This window comes from Amycolatopsis albidoflavus (assembly GCF_039525725.1).
GTDB classification, from domain to species: domain Bacteria; phylum Actinomycetota; class Actinomycetes; order Mycobacteriales; family Pseudonocardiaceae; genus Amycolatopsis; species Amycolatopsis albidoflava.
Genome location: NZ_BAAAHV010000012.1, coordinates 1134362 through 1151816 on the forward strand (window position 1 = coordinate 1134362; position 17455 = coordinate 1151816).

A 17455-nucleotide genomic window follows, 5' to 3' on the forward strand; every position below is an offset into this window, starting at 1 on the left:
CACAAAGAAAGGGTTGCCTTTCCTTTCCGGCCCGCGAGGGGCCCTTCCGGCGCGGCGGCGGGGGCGGTCCGGCAGGATCGGGGCCGTGCCCACGCCCGGAACCAGCGCGCTCGTCGTCACGCTCCCGTCCGCCGCCGTCCTGCTCGAAACCGCCGCGGCCGTCGACCCCGGACTCGTCCGGCCCGGCCTTCCGCCGCACGTCACCGCGTTGTACCCGTTCCTGTCCGCCGACCGGCTCACCGAGCGGACCGACGCCGACGTCCGTCAGCTCGCCACCAGTTTTCCCGCGACAGAAGTGCAGCTGACCGACCTGGTCACCGCGCCTGGGTTCGTCGCCGCGGCCGCCCCCGCACTCCAGCCGCTCGCCGACGCCGTGTGCGATCACTGGCCCGAAGCGCCCCCGTACGGCGGCCGTTTCGGGGCGCACCCGCCAGCGCATCTCACGATCGCCCTCGGCGGCACCGACGACCAGCGCGCCGAGGTCGCCGAACGGGCGCGCGCCGCGCTGCCGATCACCGCCCGGGCGCACGCGCTGCACCTGGTCGTGCTCACGGAGCAGGGTTGGCAGCTCCGGCTGTCGGCTCCGCTCGGAACGCCTGCGCGATAGCCCGCAACCGGGCCACGTCAGCCGCGAAAGCCGTCTCACCAGACGGTTCCGCGGGCTCATCCGCCAATGTCGCGGCCGAACTGCGCAACACTTGCGCAGCCGCGTTCGGCGACAGCTCAGGCCCGACGCCGGACAGCAACAGTCCGTCGTTGATCTCGCTCATCATGGTCAACAGCCGCTCGCGGCCGGTCCCCGAAGAGTCGTCAAGGCGGACGACGTCCGGGTATCGCGAAGCCAGGTGCTCGCGAAGCGGCCGCAGCGCCGATCGCGTCCGCGCGTCGCGCACAGCCCGTCCCAACGCGGGCAACGCCGGCACCGTCAGCCCGACCACGATCAGCAGCACCGAAACCGCGGGGAAGCCGACCGCGAGCGTGCACCTCACAGTGGAAAACGCACCGCGGCACAGCTTCGTGACCGGATGTTCGGCAGTCAGATCGCTGATCAGATCGACGATCTTCCCGACCAGATAAGCGAAAGCGAACACACAAGCCACGAGCATGATGCCCAGCCCGGCCCGCAGCGCGCCCGTGCCCGCGCGCACCGCACCAGCTGACACCACAGCGATGTCTGCCACCGCGAAGCCCAGGTACAGCGTGTACACAGCGATGTACACGACCAGCGACGGATTAGACCGGTACAGCTCGTCGAAGAGCCCAACGCCCGTCGGCAGCCCGCGCGTCGCGAAGAATGACGCAGTAAGCACGACAAGCGCGACAATCAACGCCCCGAGCCGTGCGCGCCGTCGACGCTCTGCCACGCCACCGATCTCCGCGACAGTGACCTCGATGCCGTACGCGGCCACCATCGTCGCGAGGTTCGACAGCAGCCGCCCTAGGCTCGGGTACAGCTGGCTTTCGATCGCCTGCGCGCTGTCGGCGAGCAAGCACAACGCGACGCCGAGCGCGATCAAGCTGGTCGCCAGCCCCGCGCCCGCACCCGTCCGCCGCGCGCGCACCGCGCGCCAGATCCCGGCCGCGAGGGCGAGCAGGCCGACCCCGAAGAAAAGAACGTCGATCATCCGCGCACTACCCCAGCAGCGACGCGAAGCGCCGCGCGCGATCCGCGGCCGGGCCGGAAGCGCCTGGCCGCAACTGGGCGCCGTCCTCGGTGGCGGCACTCATCAGGAACACGGCAATGAGCTCCGCTTCGTACTCGTCGGAATTCGTGGTGACGCGGGTGAGCAGATGCGACAGCAGGTGCGCGCTGAGATCAGGCGCGACCGTCGCCGCTTCGGCGTCGGTGAGCACGCATTCGCCGCGGTGATCGCACAGCAGGTGCGCGATTTCGTGGGCGATGATGTGGTCCTGGTGCAACGACGACGTGCCCGCCGCGTATGCGATGAGGTCGAAGTCGTCATGCCGCTGCCACGCACCGGAGGGCTGGCCGGGCGCGTAGCCGACCGCGATCAGGTCGATGTCGCGGCCCCGGTGCCGTTCCAGCCGGTCGATCCACGCGTTCATCGACCACGGCCGCGGCGCGGGCACGTGCCGCAGCAGGTCGCGGACCCGGTCACGGGCGCGCACTCGCACGGTCGGGTCGATGTCCCCTCCCGAGGCGATCGGCGGCTGGACCAGCCTGGTGCACCAGGGGGTCCCCGGCGCTGCGGCCGTCGCCAGCATAGCCGCCCGGCTCACTCCGGCTTGCGTCCGCGCCGGGTGCGATCGCGTCCCTCGGTGTAGCTGTCGAGCTGGTCCATCAGTGCGGAAATGGTGCGCCGGTCGCGCTCGGAAAGCCGCATCGCGCGCTGCGCCAGGTCGCGGGCCTGGGTGTCGCGCCAGGCGACGACGTCGGCGACCTGCTCGTCGACCCGGCCGGCGACCTCGTCGTCGAAGAAGTAGGTGACGGGCACGCCGAAGAACCGCGCGAGCGCCTGGATGTGCGAGCGCTTCGGGTCGCGCCGGGCCCCGACGGCCAGCTGCTGCACGTGCGTGGCCGACATGCTGACGCCGGTGACGTCGGCGACGCCCTGGGCGATCTCGCGGTAGGAGTAGGGCTTGCGGTCCGGCGGGTGGACGGTCGCGATCAGGTGCGCCAGCCGCTGCGCGAAGCTGCGCTCCTGTTCCTGCTCGGCCATGTCGCCCCCACTGCCGTTCCGTCTCCGTAACAGCGTCCAGCATAACCGTCCCGAAAACTTGACACCAGCCGTCCCGTTCCGGCTACACTCCCCCCGCGCATCGTTTAGAAAACTAAACACCGGGATCCGCGTGCGGTCGCTGGGGGTGCCCGCACGCGGTCCCGCGCAAGGCGGTGCCTGTCCGAGCGAGGGACGCACAAGTGACGCACAGACTGCGGAGGTAGGTTGTGCGCCATGACACTCCCCGACAGTCCCGAAAGGACACCCGTCGTCGTCACCGGCGGCAGCGGCTTCATCGGCCGCGCTGTCGTGCGCGCGTTCCGTGAGCGCAGTTATCCGGTCACGGTCGTCGACCGCGTGCGCTACGAGACGACCGACGAGGGAGTGCGCGTCGTCGTCGGAGACTTGCGTGACGCCGAAACCCGCGAAGCAGCTGTCGAGGCAGGCGTCGGCGGGATCGTGCACCTTGCCGCGCTGACATCCGTGCTGAAGTCAGTAGAGCTGCCGCGCGACACGTACGCGGAGAACGTCGCAGTGACACAAGAACTTCTCGAACTGTGCCGCGTACGCGAAGTGCCGCGCTTCATTCTCGCGTCCACGAACGCAGTGATCGGCAACGTCGGCACAAACACCATCACGGTCGACCTGCCCACGAAGCCGCTTACGCCATACGGCGCGACGAAGGCGGCCTGCGAGATGCTGCTGTCGGGCTACGCGGGCGCGTACGGAATCACGACGTGCGCGTTGCGCTTCACCAACGTGTACGGGCCCGGCATGTCGCACAAAGACAGCTTCGTCCCGCGCATGATGCGCGCGGCGTTGAATAATGAAGGCGTGCGTGTGTACGGCACCGGTGAGCAGCGTCGCGACCTCGTGCATGTTGACGACGTCGTACGCGCGATCATGCTCGCGTACGAGAGCGGTTACACCGGCCGCGCGATCGTCGGCGCCGGACATTCGGTGTCAGTGCTGGAAATGGTCGAGACCGTGCGCGCGGTGACCGGGGCCGAGCTGCCGATCGAGCACGTGCCCGCGCCCGCCGGGGAGATGCCCGCGGTGGTCGTGGACGTGTCGGCGAGTGCGGAAACCATCGGCTACCAGCCGGAAATCACCCTAGCCGACGGTCTCGCCACCGCCTGGAAGTACTTCTCCGGCCTGGACCGGGCCGAGGCGCCGTGACCGGATTCCTCCGCCGCCACGCGTTTCTGCTGGTGCTCCTCGCCGCGGGAACCACGCTGCGGGTGCTGTCCTGGATCGCGTACCAGCCGGCGCTGCTGTACATCGATTCCTTCCGGTACCTGGACAATCTGCACGGCCTGCGCGCCGACGGGATCAACCCGGTCGGCTACGACCTGCTGCTGAAGCCGCTGTTCGCGGTCGGCGGGCTGTCCTTTGTCGCCGCCGTGCAGCACCTGGCCGGGCTGGCGATCGCGGTCGGGATCTACGCGCTGGCCCGGCGGCTCGGGGCGCGCAACTGGGTGAGCGCGCTGGCCGCCGCACCGCTGCTGCTCGACGCCTACCAGGTGCAGATCGAGCAGAACATCATGGCCGAGGTGCTGTTCGAGGCGCTGCTGTTCGGGCTGCTGTGGCTGGTGCTGGCCAAGGGAAAACCGAACTGGCGGCGGATCGCGCTGGCCGGGCTCGTGGTCGGATTCGGCGTGCTGGTGCGGCTGATCGGCGTCGCGATCGCCGCGCCGTTCCTGCTGTACGTCCTCGCCGCGGGCAGTGCTTGGCGTTCGTGGCGCGGGTGGCGCGACGCCGGGATCGGACTCCTCGGGATCCTCGTCGTGGTGGTGCCGTACGCGGCGCAAGTCAAGGCAGAGACCGGAAAATGGGGGCTGAGCGGGCCGTCCGGCAGCATGCTCTACGGCCGCACCGCCGCGGTCGCGGACTGCGCGAAACTCCAGCTCGACCCATCCGTGCGGCCGTTCTGCCCCACCGAACCGGTCGAGAACCGGCTGGTCGACAACTACACGCACGCCGATCTCGACCCGGCGTGGCCCGGTCCGCTGCCGCCCGGCGCGGACAAAGGCGCGCTGGCGCACGAATTCGCGATGACCACGCTCAAGGCGCAGTGGTGGGACGTCGCGACGTCGATCCTCGGCGACTTCGGGAAGAGCTTCCAGTTCACCCGCTACACCGCGGCCACCGACGTGCCGATCGACCGGTGGCAGTTCCAGCTGACCTACCCGCAGTTCGCCGATCCTGCCGCGCTCAAGGCGGTCACGCGGCAGTACGACGGAACGGATCCCAAGGTCGACGAGCCGATCGCGGTGTTCCTGCGCGACTACCAGATCAACGGCGGATTCGTGCCCGGGGCGGTGCTCGGGTTCTTCGCGCTGCTCGGCCTGTTGACCGTGCTGCGGCGCAAGAAGCCCCGCCACCCAGCTCGCAGCGGCGCGCTGTTCGCTGCTGGCACTGGATTGTTCCTGCTGTTCGCGTCCGCGGTGTTCGAGTTTTCCTGGCGCTACCAACTGCCTGCGCTCGTGCTGTTGCCGGTCGCCGGTGCGCTCGGGTTCACCACGCTCACTGTCGCAAGCCGTCGTCGCCTCGGCAGTTATCCCGACACTGTCGACGAAGGCGCGATCGCAGACTTCCACGACCGCTATCCCGGCGCGAAACTTTCCGAGCTGACGGTGGTGATCGCCGCGTACAACGAGGCCGGCGGTATCGGCCAGGTGCTGGAGAAGATGCCGGACGAATGTCTCGGGCTGCCAGTAGACGTCCTGGTGGTCGTAGACGGCGGTACGGACAACACTGCGGCCATCGCGGAAGACCATGGCGCGTACGTGTGCGTCGCGCCGACTAACCGCGGCCAGGGTGCCGCGCTGCGCCTCGGGTATCACCTCGCGGCCGAGAACGGCGCGAAGTACATCGTGACGACTGATGGCGACGGTCAGTACGACAACAGCGAAATGGCCGAACTCCTCGCGCCGCTTCTGGACGGCACGGCGGATTTCGTGACTGGCTCCCGGCGTTTGGGGCACGAAGAGGCCGACAGCCGGATGCGCTGGGTCGGCGTGCGCGTGTTCGCGTGGCTCGCGTCGGTGCTCACCTGGCGGCGGATCACCGACACGTCGTTCGGATTCCGTTCGCTGCGCGCGGAACTCGCGTGCGCGATCCCGCTGAACGAACCGCAGTACCAGTCGTCGGAACTGCTGCTGGGCGCGACCGCGCGAGGCGCGCGCGTGCTCGAACGGCCGATGAGCATGCGGCTGCGCAAGGCGGGCAAGAGCAAAAAGGGCGGCAGCGTCGTGTACGGCGCGAACTACGCGCGGGTCATGACAGGGACGTGGTGGCGGGGGTACGTGCTGCGCCGCGGTCGAAAACGAACCGGTCGAGCATCGTGAACTTGGCGACGAACACCAGCGCGTAGCTGAGCACGTACGCCGCGTCGAGCAACACGACCCACCAGAAGTGCGGCAGGTTCAGCGGCGCGAGCAGATGCCCGGCGAGCGTCGTGAGGCCGACCGAAGCGAGGCCGCCGAGCGAGATGACGAGGACGTAGGGCAGCAGCTCGCGGCCCACTTCCGGACGGCCGCGACGGCCCCACACCCAGCGCCGGGTGAGGAAGAAGTTCAGCACCGCACCGGCCGCGAACGCGCACGCGCTGGCCAGCCAGGGGGCTCCGTTCGCGGCGAGCACCGCGATCAGCGCGGCCTGGCTGAGCAGGGTCGCGGCCACCGAACTGGCGGCCGCGCGGACGAACCGGGCCAGGCCGCGACGGCGCGGCTTGGGCGATTCCTCCGTCGTGCGGGGGTTCGCCGGGTTGGTTACCGTCGTCATAGTCCCAGTCTCCCCTCGGGCCGCCGGCTCCGCCGCGCGACCCCCCGGCCCACAGCGGATTCACAGCTGACTGCCAGCCGAACATCAGCGGCGGGCGATTAGGTTCGGATCTGCCACCGCGACACCGGGCGTCGTGCACACGAAAGGCCGTGCCTGTCGCGAAAACGAAAGGAAAGGGTGCTCCGGATGCGAGTGCTGGTTCTCGGCGGTGACGGTTACCTAGGCTGGCCCACTGCGCTCCATTTGTCGGACAAAGGCCACGAAGTGGCTGTTCTGGACAACTTCGCGCGGCGGCAGTACGACGTCGAACTCGGAGCCGAGAGCCTCGTCCCGATCGAAGACCTGAGCACCCGCGCCGACGCGTGGCACGAGGTGTCCGGAAAGCGGATCGCGAGCTACGAAGGCGACCTGCTCGACGCGGAATTCCTGTTCGACGCGGTGCGCGATTTCCGTCCTTCCGCGATCGTGCATTTCGCCGAGCAGCGGTCCGCGCCGTATTCGATGATCGACCGCGAGCACGCGGTCTACACGCAGCACAACAACGTCGTCGGCAACCTCAATCTGCTGTACGCGATCGCCGAGATCGACCCGGACATCCACCTGGTCAAACTGGGCACGATGGGCGAGTACGGCACCCCGAACATCGACATCGAGGAAGGCTGGCTCGAGGTCGAGCACAACGGCCGCCGCGACCGGATGCTGTACCCGAAGAAACCGGGTTCGTTCTACCACCTGTCGAAGGTGCACGACTCGCACAACATCGAGTTCGCCTGCCGGATCTGGGACCTGCGCGCGACCGACCTCAACCAGGGCGTCGTCTACGGCCAGCAGACGCCGCAGACCGCGCTCGACCCCCGGCTGGCCACGCGGTTCGACTACGACGCGGTGTTCGGCACGGTGCTCAACCGGTTCGTCATCCAGGCCGTTCTGGGGCAGCCGCTCACGGTGTACGGCAAGGGCGGGCAGACGCGCGGCCTGATCGACATCCGCGACACCGTCGAATGCATCCGGCTGGCCGTGGAGAATCCGGCGGAGCGCGGCGAGTTCCGGGTGTTCAACCAGATGACCGAGAGCATGTCAGTGCGGGAGATCGCCGAACTCGTCGCCGACCGCTTCCCCGGGCCGGTGCAGATCGAGAACCTGGACAACCCGCGCGTCGAGCAGCCGGAGCACTACTACCACGTCAAGCACACCGGGCTGGTCGGGCTGGGGCTGGAGCCGCACCTGCTGTCGGACACGCTGATCGAGTCGATGTTCGACATCGTGGGCGCGAACAAGCACCGGGTGAACGACGAGCGGCTGCGTCCGACGGTGCGCTGGCGCGGGGCTGTCGAAGCGTCCTGACCTCGGGCTCGCGGGTGCTGGGGGTCGCCGCCCCGGCCTCGTTCCGCCGCCGTCGCGGAAATTGTCGGTGGCGGGTGGGATGCTCTTCGGGTCAGCCCTTGAGGGGGTCGGAACCGGAAGAGCGGCAAGGAAAACGTGGGGGACGAAGCAGCGGCGCGGTGGAGCCCGGAGCGGGTGCTCGAACTCGCGCCGGACGCCGCGTCGGCGAAAGCCGGGCGCGGGCAGGCGGCGCCGGCGAAGTGGTCGGACGCGGGCGCGTCGGGCCGCGCGCTCTGGGGTGCGTGCCAAGGCAGCGGGAAGCGGCCGTATCAAACGACGGTGGAAACGGCCGGGCCCGCGTTCCGGTGCACCTGCCCGAGCCGGAAGTTCCCGTGCAAGCACGCGCTGGGGTTGCTGCTGCTCTGGGCGGAGGGACAACTCCCCCGCGCGGAGGAGCCCGGATGGGTGCACCAATGGCTGGAAGAACGGGCCGCGCGAGCGGAGCGGGCCGAGAAGAAGACGGACGCGCCGAAGGATCTCGAAGCAGCGGCGAAACGGGCGCAGGAGCGGCTCGCACGCGTCACCGCCGGGGCCGCTGAGCTGCGCGGATGGCTCGCGGACCGGGTGTCCGCCGGGTTCGCGACCTTCGAACGCGGCGGTGCCGACGAGCTGTACACGGTCGCCTCGCGCATGGTCGACGCGCAAGCTCCCGGCCTGGCGAACGGCCTGCGCCGGGCCGCCACGCTGGTCGGCCGCGGCCGGGACTGGCCGGATCGGCTGCTGGCCGAGTTGTCGCTGGTGTACGTGCTGGCAGACGCGGCCAACCGGGTGGAGTCGCTGCCCGCCGGGCTCGCCGACACCGTCCGGACCCGGCTCGGGTTCTCGGTGAGCAACGCGCAGGTGCTCGAGTCGGGCGAGCGAGTGCCGGACCAGTGGCTGATCACCGGTGCGATCGATGAGGAGCAAGACTCGCTGCGCAGCAGGCGCACGTGGCTGCGAGGCAAACGCAGCGGCCGGGACGCGCTGGTGCTGTCGTTCGCGCCGCCCGGGCGTCCGCTGGACAGTTCGCTGCCGCCGGGGTTCGAGGTCGCGGGAGAACTGGTGTTCCACCCGGGCGCGGTGCCGCTGCGGGCGGTGTTCGACCATCGCGAGGAGCCCGTTTTCCCGGAAGCTGCGCCGGTTGGCGGCACTTGTGCTTCGGCACTCGCCGAGCATGCCGCGGCGCTCGCCGCCGACCCTTGGCTGGACCGGTGGCCAGTGGTGCTGTCCGACCTCCGCCCAGCTCGACACGGCGAAGGCTGGGCACTGTCCGATGTAGACGGTGCAGCGCTGCCGTTGGCTCCGACGGTGGATCCTTGGCCATTGCTGGCGCTCGCGGCTGAGCAGCCGGTGACGGTGGCCGCAGAGTGGACGACGGCGGGGTTGCGGCCGTTGAGCTGCTGGCACCGCGAGGGGATGGTGCGACTGTGACCACCTGGAACGACCCCGTCAGCCTCGCCGCCGTCCCTCTCAACCTGCCTCACAACCGGACGGTGCGCCCGTGACCACCTGGAACGACCTCGTCGGCACCGTCCTGCTCGGCACCCGCCGCAGAACCCTCGACCCCACCGCATTACCGCCCGGCGTAAGAGAAATCGCCGAACAACACACCGACCCCGCCGACCAAGCGCTTGTCGCCGCGGCGGCGTACACCGGTTATCGGCGCGCCGGTCAGCAACCGCTCACCGGTATCGAACCCGAACCCGCCGCAGCGGCGGACGACCGGCCGTTCATCCCGCCCGTGGCGCGAGCGCGGCTCGTGCACCTGCTGTCGGCCAACCGGCCCGAGCTGGTCGAGGAATGGCTCACCACGGTGGCAGGCAAGGGATTCCGCGTCCCGGCTGAGCGGCTGCCCGCGCTGGCCGACGCGGCACGGACCCGGGTGTCGCTGCGGGCGCCGCTCGCCACGGTCGCCGGGCCGGTCGGGGCGTGGCTCGGCGAGCGGAATCCGGAGTGGGCGTTCCTGGTCGCCGCCGCGGACGACACCAGCGACAACGCCTGGCAGTTCGGCACCGCCGCACGACGGCAGGCCTGGCTGGAGCGCGTGCTCGTCGCCGATCCCGCCCGCGCGCGGCAGACGCTCGCCGCGGCCTGGGGCAACGAACCGGCCGACGTCAGGGCGACGTTCCTCGCCCTGCTCGGCGAGCACCTCGCCGACGAGGACGAGCCGTTCGTCGAAGCCGCGCTCGGCGACCGGGCGGCCGGGGTTCGCGAGATCGCGCTGCGGCTGATCGGCCGGTACCCCGATTCCGCCTCCGGCGAGCGGATGATCGAACGGCTGCGGGCCTGCGTCACCGTGCGCAGCCGCGCGCTGCGGGCCGACGTCCTCGAATTCGCTCCGCCCGAGCCGGACGACGGCCTGATCCGCGACGGCATCCGCGTCCCCGCCGGCCCCGGGCAAGGCACTGCCCGGCTGCGCGCGATCATCGCCGCCACTCCCCTGCGGTTCTGGGCCGAGTACGGCAGCCCGGGCGAACTGGCCGGGATGCTCGTCGAAGGCCCGCCGCTGAACGTGGTGCGCGAAAGCTGGGCCACCGCCGCGCTCCGGCAACGCGACGAGCAGTGGGCGCAAGCCCTCGTGGAAGCCGAGCCGGGCGGGCGCAGCACCGCGGCGCTCATCGGCGTGCTGTCGCCCGAACAGCAGGCCGCCACGGTCGCGAAGCTGACTCGCGGGCTGCCGGTCGAAGCCCTCACCCGGCTCATCCTCGACCTGCCGCAGCCGTGGCCCGCCGCGCTCGGCACCGTGCTGCTCGATTGGGTCGCCGGACAACGCGATCATCGGCTCGTCGCGCACGCGGCCGCACTGATCGCGAAAGCCGTGCCGGTCCCCTGCCTCGGCCATCCGCTGGCCGAGATCCCGCTTCCCGGCGAGGCCGCCCCGTGGCGGCGCGCAGTCGCCGAAACCCTGTCCTTCCGCCGTGAAATGCACAAGGAGCTCGCATGACGTCCCCCGTCCTCCGGCCGCACGCCGAACAGGAATACGCCGGCGAACTGGCCGCTCTCGCCGCGGCCGACGACCGGGCGAAACCGCCGTCGTGGCGGCTTTCGCCGTGGGCGGTGGTCACCTACCTGCTCGGCGGGAAACTTGACGACGGCACCGAGATCAGCCCCAAGTACGTCGGCCCGCGGCGGCTGATCGAGGTCGCGGTCGCCACCCTCGCCACCGACCGCGCGCTGCTGCTTCTCGGCGTGCCGGGCACGGCGAAAACCTGGGTGTCCGAGCACCTCGCGGCGGCGATCAGCGGCGATTCCACACTGCTCGTCCAAGGCACCGCGGGCACCGCCGAGGAACAGATCCGCTACGGCTGGAACTACGCGCGGCTCATCGCCGAAGGGCCGAGCGACCAGGCGCTGGTCGAAAGCCCGGTCCTGCGCGCGATGCGGGACGGCAAGGTCGCGCGGCTCGAAGAGCTCACCCGTATCCCGGCAGACGTGCAGGACTCGCTGATCACCATCCTGTCCGAGAAGACGCTGCCGATCCCCGAGCTGGGCGCAGAAGTGCAGGCCCGGCCCGGGTTCACGCTGGTGGCCACGGCGAACAACCGGGACAAAGGCGTCAACGAACTGTCGAGCGCGCTCCGCCGGCGGTTCAACACAGTCGTGCTGCCGCTGCCGGACACCGCCGAGGCCGAGGTGGACATCGTCCGGCGGCGGGTCGGGCAGCTGGGGGCCGCGCTGTCGCTTCCCGCCGAAGCCGCCGATCTCGCCGAAATCCGCCGTGTGGTCACGGTTTTCCGCGAACTGCGCGCGGGTCGCACCGAAGACGGCCGCACCGCGGTGAAAACCCCGTCGGGCACGCTGTCGACGGCGGAAGCCATCAGCGTGCTCACCGGCGGTCTCGCGCTGGCGGCGCACTTCGGCGACGGCGTGCTGCGCGCGCAGGACGTCGCGGCCGGGATTCACGGTGCGGTCGTGAAGGATCCGGTGGCCGACAGCGCGATCTGGAGCGAGTACCTGGAAACCGTCGTGCGCGAGCGGGAAGGCTGGGCCGACTTCTACCGGGCAGGCCAGGAGATCGCCGGATGACCACTCATCTCCTCGGGATCCGGCACCACGGTCCCGGTTCGGCGCGGGCGGTGGCCGCCCGGCTCGCCGAACTGGAACCGGACGTGGTGCTGATCGAGGGACCGCCGGAGGCGGACCAGCTCGTCGATCTCGCCGCGGACGACGACATGCGGCCGCCGGTCGCGTTGCTGGCGTACGCCTCCGACGACGTGTCGCGCGCGGCGTTCTGGCCGTTCGCGGTGTTCAGCCCGGAATGGCAGGCGCTGCGGTACGCCGCCGCGGCAGGCGTTCCGGTGAAGTTCTGCGATCTCCCGGCAGCACACCAGTTCGCGCTCGGCGAGGAACGGACCGCGCCCCGCGCCGACCCGCTCGCGGAACTCGCCGCGGCGGGCGGATACGACGATCCGGAACGCTGGTGGGACGACTTCGTCGAGTCCCGCCGGGGCGACGAATCGCCGTTCGAGGTGATCGCCGACGCGATGACCGCGCTGCGCGAAGGCGACCGGCCGGACGATCCGCACGAGCAGCGGCGCGAGGCGTACATGCGGAACGTGCTGCGCAAAACACGGAAGGAAGGCTACGAACGGATCGCCGTGGTCTGCGGGGCCTGGCACGTGCCCGCGCTGGCCGATCCGCTGCCGCCCGCCTCCAAGGACCAGTCTGTCCTCAAAGGACTCCCGAAGCGCAAGGTCGTGTGCACGTGGGTGCCGTGGACGCACGGCAGGCTCGCGTCGGTCACCGGCTACGGCGCGGGCGTCCGCTCCCCCGGCTGGTATCACCATCTGTTCAGCACCGCCGACGACGTCACCACCCGGTGGCTCACCGCCGTCGCTGCAGTGCTGCGCGAGGAAGACCTGCCCGTCTCCACCGCGCACGTGATCGAGGCAGTGCGGCTGGCCGACACACTGGCCGCGCTGCGCGGACGGTCTTCAGCCGGGCTGGCCGAGGTCGACGCCGCCACCCGCGCCGTCCTGTGCGGAGGCGACGACGTCCAGGCCGACCTGGTCACCCGGCGGCTGGTGGTCGGCGAGCTGCTGGGCGAGGTCCCGGAGAGCGTTCCGCAAGCGCCGCTGGCCGCCGACCTGATCGCCACCGCCCGGCGGCTCCGGCTCAAACGCGAACCGCAAGCGCGCGAACTCGACCTGGACCTGCGCACCCCCGGCGGCCTGGACCGCTCGCGCCTGCTGCACCGCCTGCAGATCCTCGGCATCCCCTGGGGCGAGCCGGAACTGTCCTCGGTGCGGAACAAAGGCACCTTCCGCGAGACTTGGACCCTGTGCTGGGAACCAGGTTTCGAGGTCGACCTGGTCGCCGCCGCCGTTCACGGAACCACCGTGCCCGCCGCAGCCACCTCGGTCGTGCGCGAAACCGTCGCCGAGTCTCCCCCGCTCGCCGACATCACCGCCGCGGTAGAACGCTGTCTCCTGGCCGACCTAGGCGACGCTCTGCCTGAGACCCTCACTGCCCTGGACACCCGCGCCGCAGCCGACGCGGACGTCGCGCACCTCATGGCGGCCCTGCCCCCGCTCGCGCGGGCGACCCGCTACGGCGACGTCCGCGGCACCGACACCGCACGGCTGCGAGAAGTCGCCGACCGGATCCTCACCCGGGTCTGCGCCGGGCTTCCGCCCGCCGTGCACGGCATCGACGAGGAGGCCGCCGCACAGTTCTGCGAGCTGGTCGACGACGTCCACGAAGCCACCGACCTCCTGGGCGACGCTTCCCGGGACCGCTGGTTCACCGCGCTCGCCCGTCTCTCCGCTCGCGACTCGCTGCCGCCGCTGCTGGCAGGCCGCATCGTGCGTCTCCTGCACGACGCCGACCTGCTCGACGGCGCGGAAGTCGAACTCCGGCTGGGCCGCATGCTCACCCCCGGCATCACGCCGACGGACGGCGCGGCCTACGTCGAGGGCTTCTTCTCCGGCGGCGCACTTCTGCTGGTCCACGACGAACGCATGCTGCGCGTCGTCGACACCTGGCTGACCTCGATCCCACCTGAGGTCTTCACTGAGGTACTTCCCCTGCTGCGCCGCACTTTCGGCGCGTTCGCCGGTCCCGAGAAACGCGCGATCGGCGAACGCGCCGCCACCCTGTCCGGCACTCGCCGCGTCGAGTCGGCAGTCGCCGAAAACCTGGACGAAATCCGTGCCGCAGCCGCCCTGCCGGTCTTCGCCATCCTCCTGGGAGCCGCCCCGTGACCACCGATCCCGAACGCCTCCGCCGCTGGCGCCTGGTGCTGGGCGGAGATTCCGACGGCACCGGCCACGCACTGTCCGAAGGGGACACCGGCGTCGACAACGTGCTGGCCGCCCTCTACGACGAACGCCCCAAAAACCCGCGCAGCAGCGGCGACCGCAGCGGCGGCCTGCAAGCCTCCGCGCCGCGCGTCGCCCGCTGGCTGGGCGACATCCGGAAGTACTTCCCCGGCTCGGTAGTCCAAGTCATGCAACGCGACGCCGTAGACCGGCTCGGCATCACCCGGATGCTGCTGGAACCGGAACTGCTGAGCGCTGTGGAACCGGACGTCCACCTGGTCGGCACCCTGTTGTCCCTCAACAACGTTTTGCCGGAGGAGACGAAGGAAACCGCCCGCACTGTCGTGCGCAAGGTCGTCACGGAGTTGGAGGAACGCCTGGCCGAACGCACCCGAGCCGCAGTGCGCGGCGCACTGGACCGCGCGGCTCGCACGCAACGCCCCCGAGGCGCGGACATCGACTGGAACCGCACCGTCCGCCGGAACCTGAAGCACTACTCGCCCGAGCTGAAAACCATTGTGCCCGAACAGCTTTTCGGCTTCGGCCGCCGAGAGCACAGCGTCCGGCGCGACGTCATCCTGGCCGTCGACCAATCCGGCTCGATGGCAGAATCCGTGGTGTACTCAGGAGTCTTCGGCGCGGCCCTTGCCTCGATGCGGGCCTTGAGCACGAAATTCGTCGCCTTCGACACCGCGGTCGCCGATCTGTCCGATCACCTGGACGACCCCGTCGACGTCCTGTTCGGCACCCAGCTAGGGGGCGGCACCGACATCAACCGCGCATTGGCGTACTGCCAAGGGCTGGTTGAGCGCCCCGAACAGACGCTCCTGGTGCTGATCAGCGACCTGTACGAAGGCGGAGTGCGAGACGACCTGCTGCGCCGCGTCGCGGACCTCGTCGAGTCCGGGGTGCAAGTGGTCACGCTGCTGGCGCTGTCGGACTCCGGAGCTCCGTTCTACGACCACGAGAACGCGGCCGCGCTCACCGAACTGGGGGTGCCCGCCTTCGCCTGCACGCCGGACCTTTTCCCGGACCTGATGGCGGCCGCGCTCCGAAGGGAGGACCTGAGCCGCTGGGCGGCTTCGGCCACGGCCCAGTGACCCTGCTTGATCTGCGCCGACGGCGGACTCCGGCCTTCCCGGCCGGTCCGAGGCCGGTTCCCCGGCGGGTGTGTCACCATCGGGAAATGGGAACCACTCCCGGCCCGGCCCCCGCAGTCCCGCTTTCGCAGCTGCGGCAGTTGCGCCTGGCCAAGGACGCCATGGACCGGGACTGGGCCGAGCCCCTCGACTTGGACGCGATCGCCGCGCACGCCGGGTACTCGCGTTACCACTTCGTGCGCCTTTTCCGCACCGTGTACGGGCAGACGCCCGGGCAGTATCTGAGCCGCCGCCGGATTGAGCGCGCGGAGGATTTGCTGCGGACCGCCGACCTGTCGGTCACCGAAATCTGCACGCTGGTCGGGTTCAGCAGCCTCGGCTCCTTCTCCGCGAGCTTCAAGAAACACACCGGCCTGACCCCGAGCGAATACCGTGCCCGGCACGTCAGTCAGAGCTCGGCCCTCGTCCCCGGGTGCTACGCGCTCCTGTGGCACGGCGGGTTCAAAGGACTGGGGCAGGCAGCGAAACCGGATCTTGAGTGACGAACGGTCTTGGCCCCCGGCGCGTCGAGATCTCCCGGATGTCTTTTCGTCGCCGACACCTCGAGTGATCTCGGTTCCTGGTGCGGACAAATCTCGCCGCAGGTGCAACGACGGAGCCCTTGCTGGTCAAGGAATCAGGTCTTGTTCGCGCAATGGATCACCGCCGAGCGCGGCCGTGAACGGACAGCGCGACCGGCGCTTTGCCTGGAGGTCCAGCGGAACGTCGCGGCCCCCGCCCTGCCTTCAGGTCGAAGTGCCCTCGGCTCTCGGCCGTTTTCGGCTCGGGGACCCGGTGGAAACAGACCCTCGACCCTCGTCCTGCGGGATCGATGACCGACTCCGGGATATTCCCCGCGCCAGGCGGCGATTCTGGAACGCAACCATTTTCCGCGGATCGGAGCAGGCGATCGTCAACTGCAGCATCGTGTCCATGCCGGGAGGATTCCAGACAGGTCTGACAAAAATGCCGCTTCCGCGACCGCCCGGCGAGGACCGCAATTTTCGAGAAGCCGGACAGCCCCTTCGGTAGCTACTGTTGATCACAGAGAGCAGGCGAACAGCGCCTGCCGGGCACAAGGAGTCAGCTGTGATCAAGGGCCTGTCCATCGCCAACGTCTGGGTCCTCGACCATGACCGGGCCAAGGAGTTCTACGTCGACAAGCTGGGCCTGGAAGTCCGCACCGACATGACGATGGGCGACGGCGGGATGCGCTGGCTGACCGTCGGGGCCAAGGACCAGCCGGATCTCGAGATCACCCTGATGGTCCCGGACGCGCCGGCACTCGACCCGGAATCCGCCGAAGCGCTGAAGAAACTCGTCGCGAAAGGGGTGCTGGGAGCCGGGGTTTTCGGGACCGACGACATCCACGCGGACTACCAAACCCTGAAGGCTCGCGGAGTCGAGTTCGTGCAGGAGCCGCAAGAGCGGCCCTACGGCACCGAGGCCATCTTCCGCGACGATTCCGGCAACTGGTTTTCCTTTACCCAGCGGCGGGAAAACCTCGACCTCGACAAAGACTGGAGCTGCTGACGGACCGGGGCCCGCGATCAGACCGGAGCATTTCGCCGGAACCGCGGCGGCTTCCCCGGCCGGTCATTGCAGAAGCTGAGGTCGGGCCGGAAATTTCGGTGCGACTGCGGCGTTTCCCGGCCAGGGCAGCAGGAACGTTGCGCAGCTCCAGCCGGACGGTCTCGGCACGACCGCGACACTCTCACCGCCAGGCATCGGGAACCCCGACCAAGTCGGACAAGGCCGATCTCGACAGAACTACGAAGCTCTCCGCCAAGCCGCCGCACAAGCCAACCAGACCAGGACGAAAGGACATCGGCACGACCAGCGCGCTCCCCCGTCAGGTCGCTGGAAACGCCGAGCACCTCAGGCGTGAAGGATCTCGGCGTGACCGCCGCGGCTCCAGCTTGGTTAGCAGAGATGTCAACCAGACCAGGCCAGAGGACCTCGACCACGCCCGGCCAAACGATGGGCCATGGGCCAAGGGCCAGGGACCAAAGGCCAGGGGCCAGGGGCCAGGGGCCAGGGGCCAGGAGCCAGGGGCCAGGAGCCAAGGCCCAAGGGGCAGGGGCAGGGGCAGGGGCAGGGGCAGGGGCAGGGGCAGGGGCCAAGAGCAAAAGGTCAGGGACCATGGGCGAGGGACGGGGCCAGGAGCTCCGATCAGATCAGAACGGAAGGACCTCAACACGAACGCCGCGCCATCTCGTCAAGTCAC

Annotated in this window: 15 protein-coding genes; 11 read left to right on the top strand and 4 right to left on the bottom strand. The window is 69.9% G+C overall.

Annotation, left to right across the window (positions count from 1 at the left end; genetic code table 11):
* The first annotated feature begins 85 nt into the window (after positions 1-85).
* Positions 86-607, top strand: coding sequence for a 2'-5' RNA ligase family protein (locus ABD156_RS23450; protein WP_344277419.1), 522 nt, complete (start codon positions 86-88; stop codon positions 605-607).
* Here ABD156_RS23450 and ABD156_RS23455 read toward each other — a convergent pair.
* From ABD156_RS23455 to ABD156_RS23465, 3 genes are read right to left on the bottom strand one after another with little or no spacing between them, the layout of a single operon-like run.
* The gene (locus ABD156_RS23455; protein WP_344277422.1) at positions 549-1625 is read right to left on the bottom strand and encodes an MAB_1171c family putative transporter; all 1077 of its coding nucleotides are present in this window, start codon (positions 1623-1625) and stop codon (positions 549-551) included. The genes ABD156_RS23450 and ABD156_RS23455 overlap by 59 nt on opposite strands.
* A gap of 7 nt (positions 1626-1632) precedes the next feature.
* Positions 1633-2241, bottom strand: coding sequence for a hypothetical protein (locus ABD156_RS23460; RefSeq protein ID WP_344277425.1), 609 nt, complete (start codon positions 2239-2241; stop codon positions 1633-1635).
* Positions 2238-2681, bottom strand: coding sequence for an XRE family transcriptional regulator (locus ABD156_RS23465; RefSeq protein ID WP_344277428.1), 444 nt, complete (start codon positions 2679-2681; stop codon positions 2238-2240). The genes ABD156_RS23460 and ABD156_RS23465 overlap by 4 nt, the downstream gene beginning before the upstream one ends.
* A gap of 234 nt (positions 2682-2915) precedes the next feature.
* Here ABD156_RS23465 and ABD156_RS23470 point away from each other — a divergent pair, with 234 nt between their 5' ends.
* On the top strand, positions 2916-3860 hold the full coding sequence (locus ABD156_RS23470; protein ID WP_344277431.1) for an NAD-dependent epimerase/dehydratase family protein: 945 nt from the start codon (positions 2916-2918) through the stop codon (positions 3858-3860).
* Positions 3857-6031: a glycosyltransferase family 2 protein gene (locus ABD156_RS23475; protein ID WP_344277434.1), complete on the top strand. Its 2175-nt coding sequence runs from the start codon at positions 3857-3859 to the stop codon at positions 6029-6031. The genes ABD156_RS23470 and ABD156_RS23475 overlap by 4 nt, the downstream gene beginning before the upstream one ends.
* Here the strand turns inward: ABD156_RS23475 and ABD156_RS23480 are convergent.
* Positions 5961-6467 carry a GtrA family protein gene (locus tag ABD156_RS23480; RefSeq protein WP_344277437.1) on the bottom strand — a complete coding sequence of 169 codons (507 nt, stop codon included), beginning with the start codon at positions 6465-6467 and terminating at the stop codon, positions 5961-5963. The genes ABD156_RS23475 and ABD156_RS23480 overlap by 71 nt on opposite strands.
* A 186-nt stretch (positions 6468-6653) precedes the next feature.
* Here ABD156_RS23480 and ABD156_RS23485 point away from each other — a divergent pair, with 186 nt between their 5' ends.
* From ABD156_RS23485 to ABD156_RS23520, 8 genes are all read left to right on the top strand, one after another.
* Positions 6654-7811 (top strand): NAD-dependent epimerase/dehydratase family protein, encoded by a 1158-nt coding sequence (locus ABD156_RS23485; RefSeq protein WP_344277440.1) that lies wholly within the window; start codon positions 6654-6656, stop codon positions 7809-7811.
* 135 nt (positions 7812-7946) lie between these two features.
* A complete protein-coding gene (locus ABD156_RS23490) occupies positions 7947-9260 on the top strand; it encodes an SWIM zinc finger family protein (protein WP_344277443.1) in 1314 nt (437 codons plus the stop codon).
* Positions 9261-9330: 70 nt separating this feature from the next.
* Positions 9331-10773: a DUF5691 domain-containing protein gene (locus ABD156_RS23495; protein WP_344277446.1), complete on the top strand. Its 1443-nt coding sequence runs from the start codon at positions 9331-9333 to the stop codon at positions 10771-10773.
* Positions 10770-11855: an ATP-binding protein gene (locus tag ABD156_RS23500; protein ID WP_344277450.1), complete on the top strand. Its 1086-nt coding sequence runs from the start codon at positions 10770-10772 to the stop codon at positions 11853-11855. The genes ABD156_RS23495 and ABD156_RS23500 overlap by 4 nt, the downstream gene beginning before the upstream one ends.
* The gene (locus tag ABD156_RS23505; RefSeq protein WP_344277453.1) at positions 11852-14032 is read left to right on the top strand and encodes a DUF5682 family protein; all 2181 of its coding nucleotides are present in this window, start codon (positions 11852-11854) and stop codon (positions 14030-14032) included. Before ABD156_RS23500 ends, ABD156_RS23505 begins: the two co-directional genes overlap by 4 nt.
* Positions 14029-15189, top strand: coding sequence for a VWA domain-containing protein (locus ABD156_RS23510; protein WP_344277456.1), 1161 nt, complete (start codon positions 14029-14031; stop codon positions 15187-15189). Before ABD156_RS23505 ends, ABD156_RS23510 begins: the two co-directional genes overlap by 4 nt.
* Positions 15190-15275: 86 nt before the next feature.
* On the top strand, positions 15276-15731 hold the full coding sequence (locus ABD156_RS23515) for a helix-turn-helix transcriptional regulator (protein ID WP_344277459.1): 456 nt from the start codon (positions 15276-15278) through the stop codon (positions 15729-15731).
* A gap of 586 nt (positions 15732-16317) precedes the next feature.
* Complete coding sequence (locus ABD156_RS23520; RefSeq protein ID WP_344277462.1) at positions 16318-16761, top strand: VOC family protein; 444 nt, start codon at positions 16318-16320, stop codon at positions 16759-16761.
* Positions 16762-17455 lie beyond the last annotated feature (694 nt).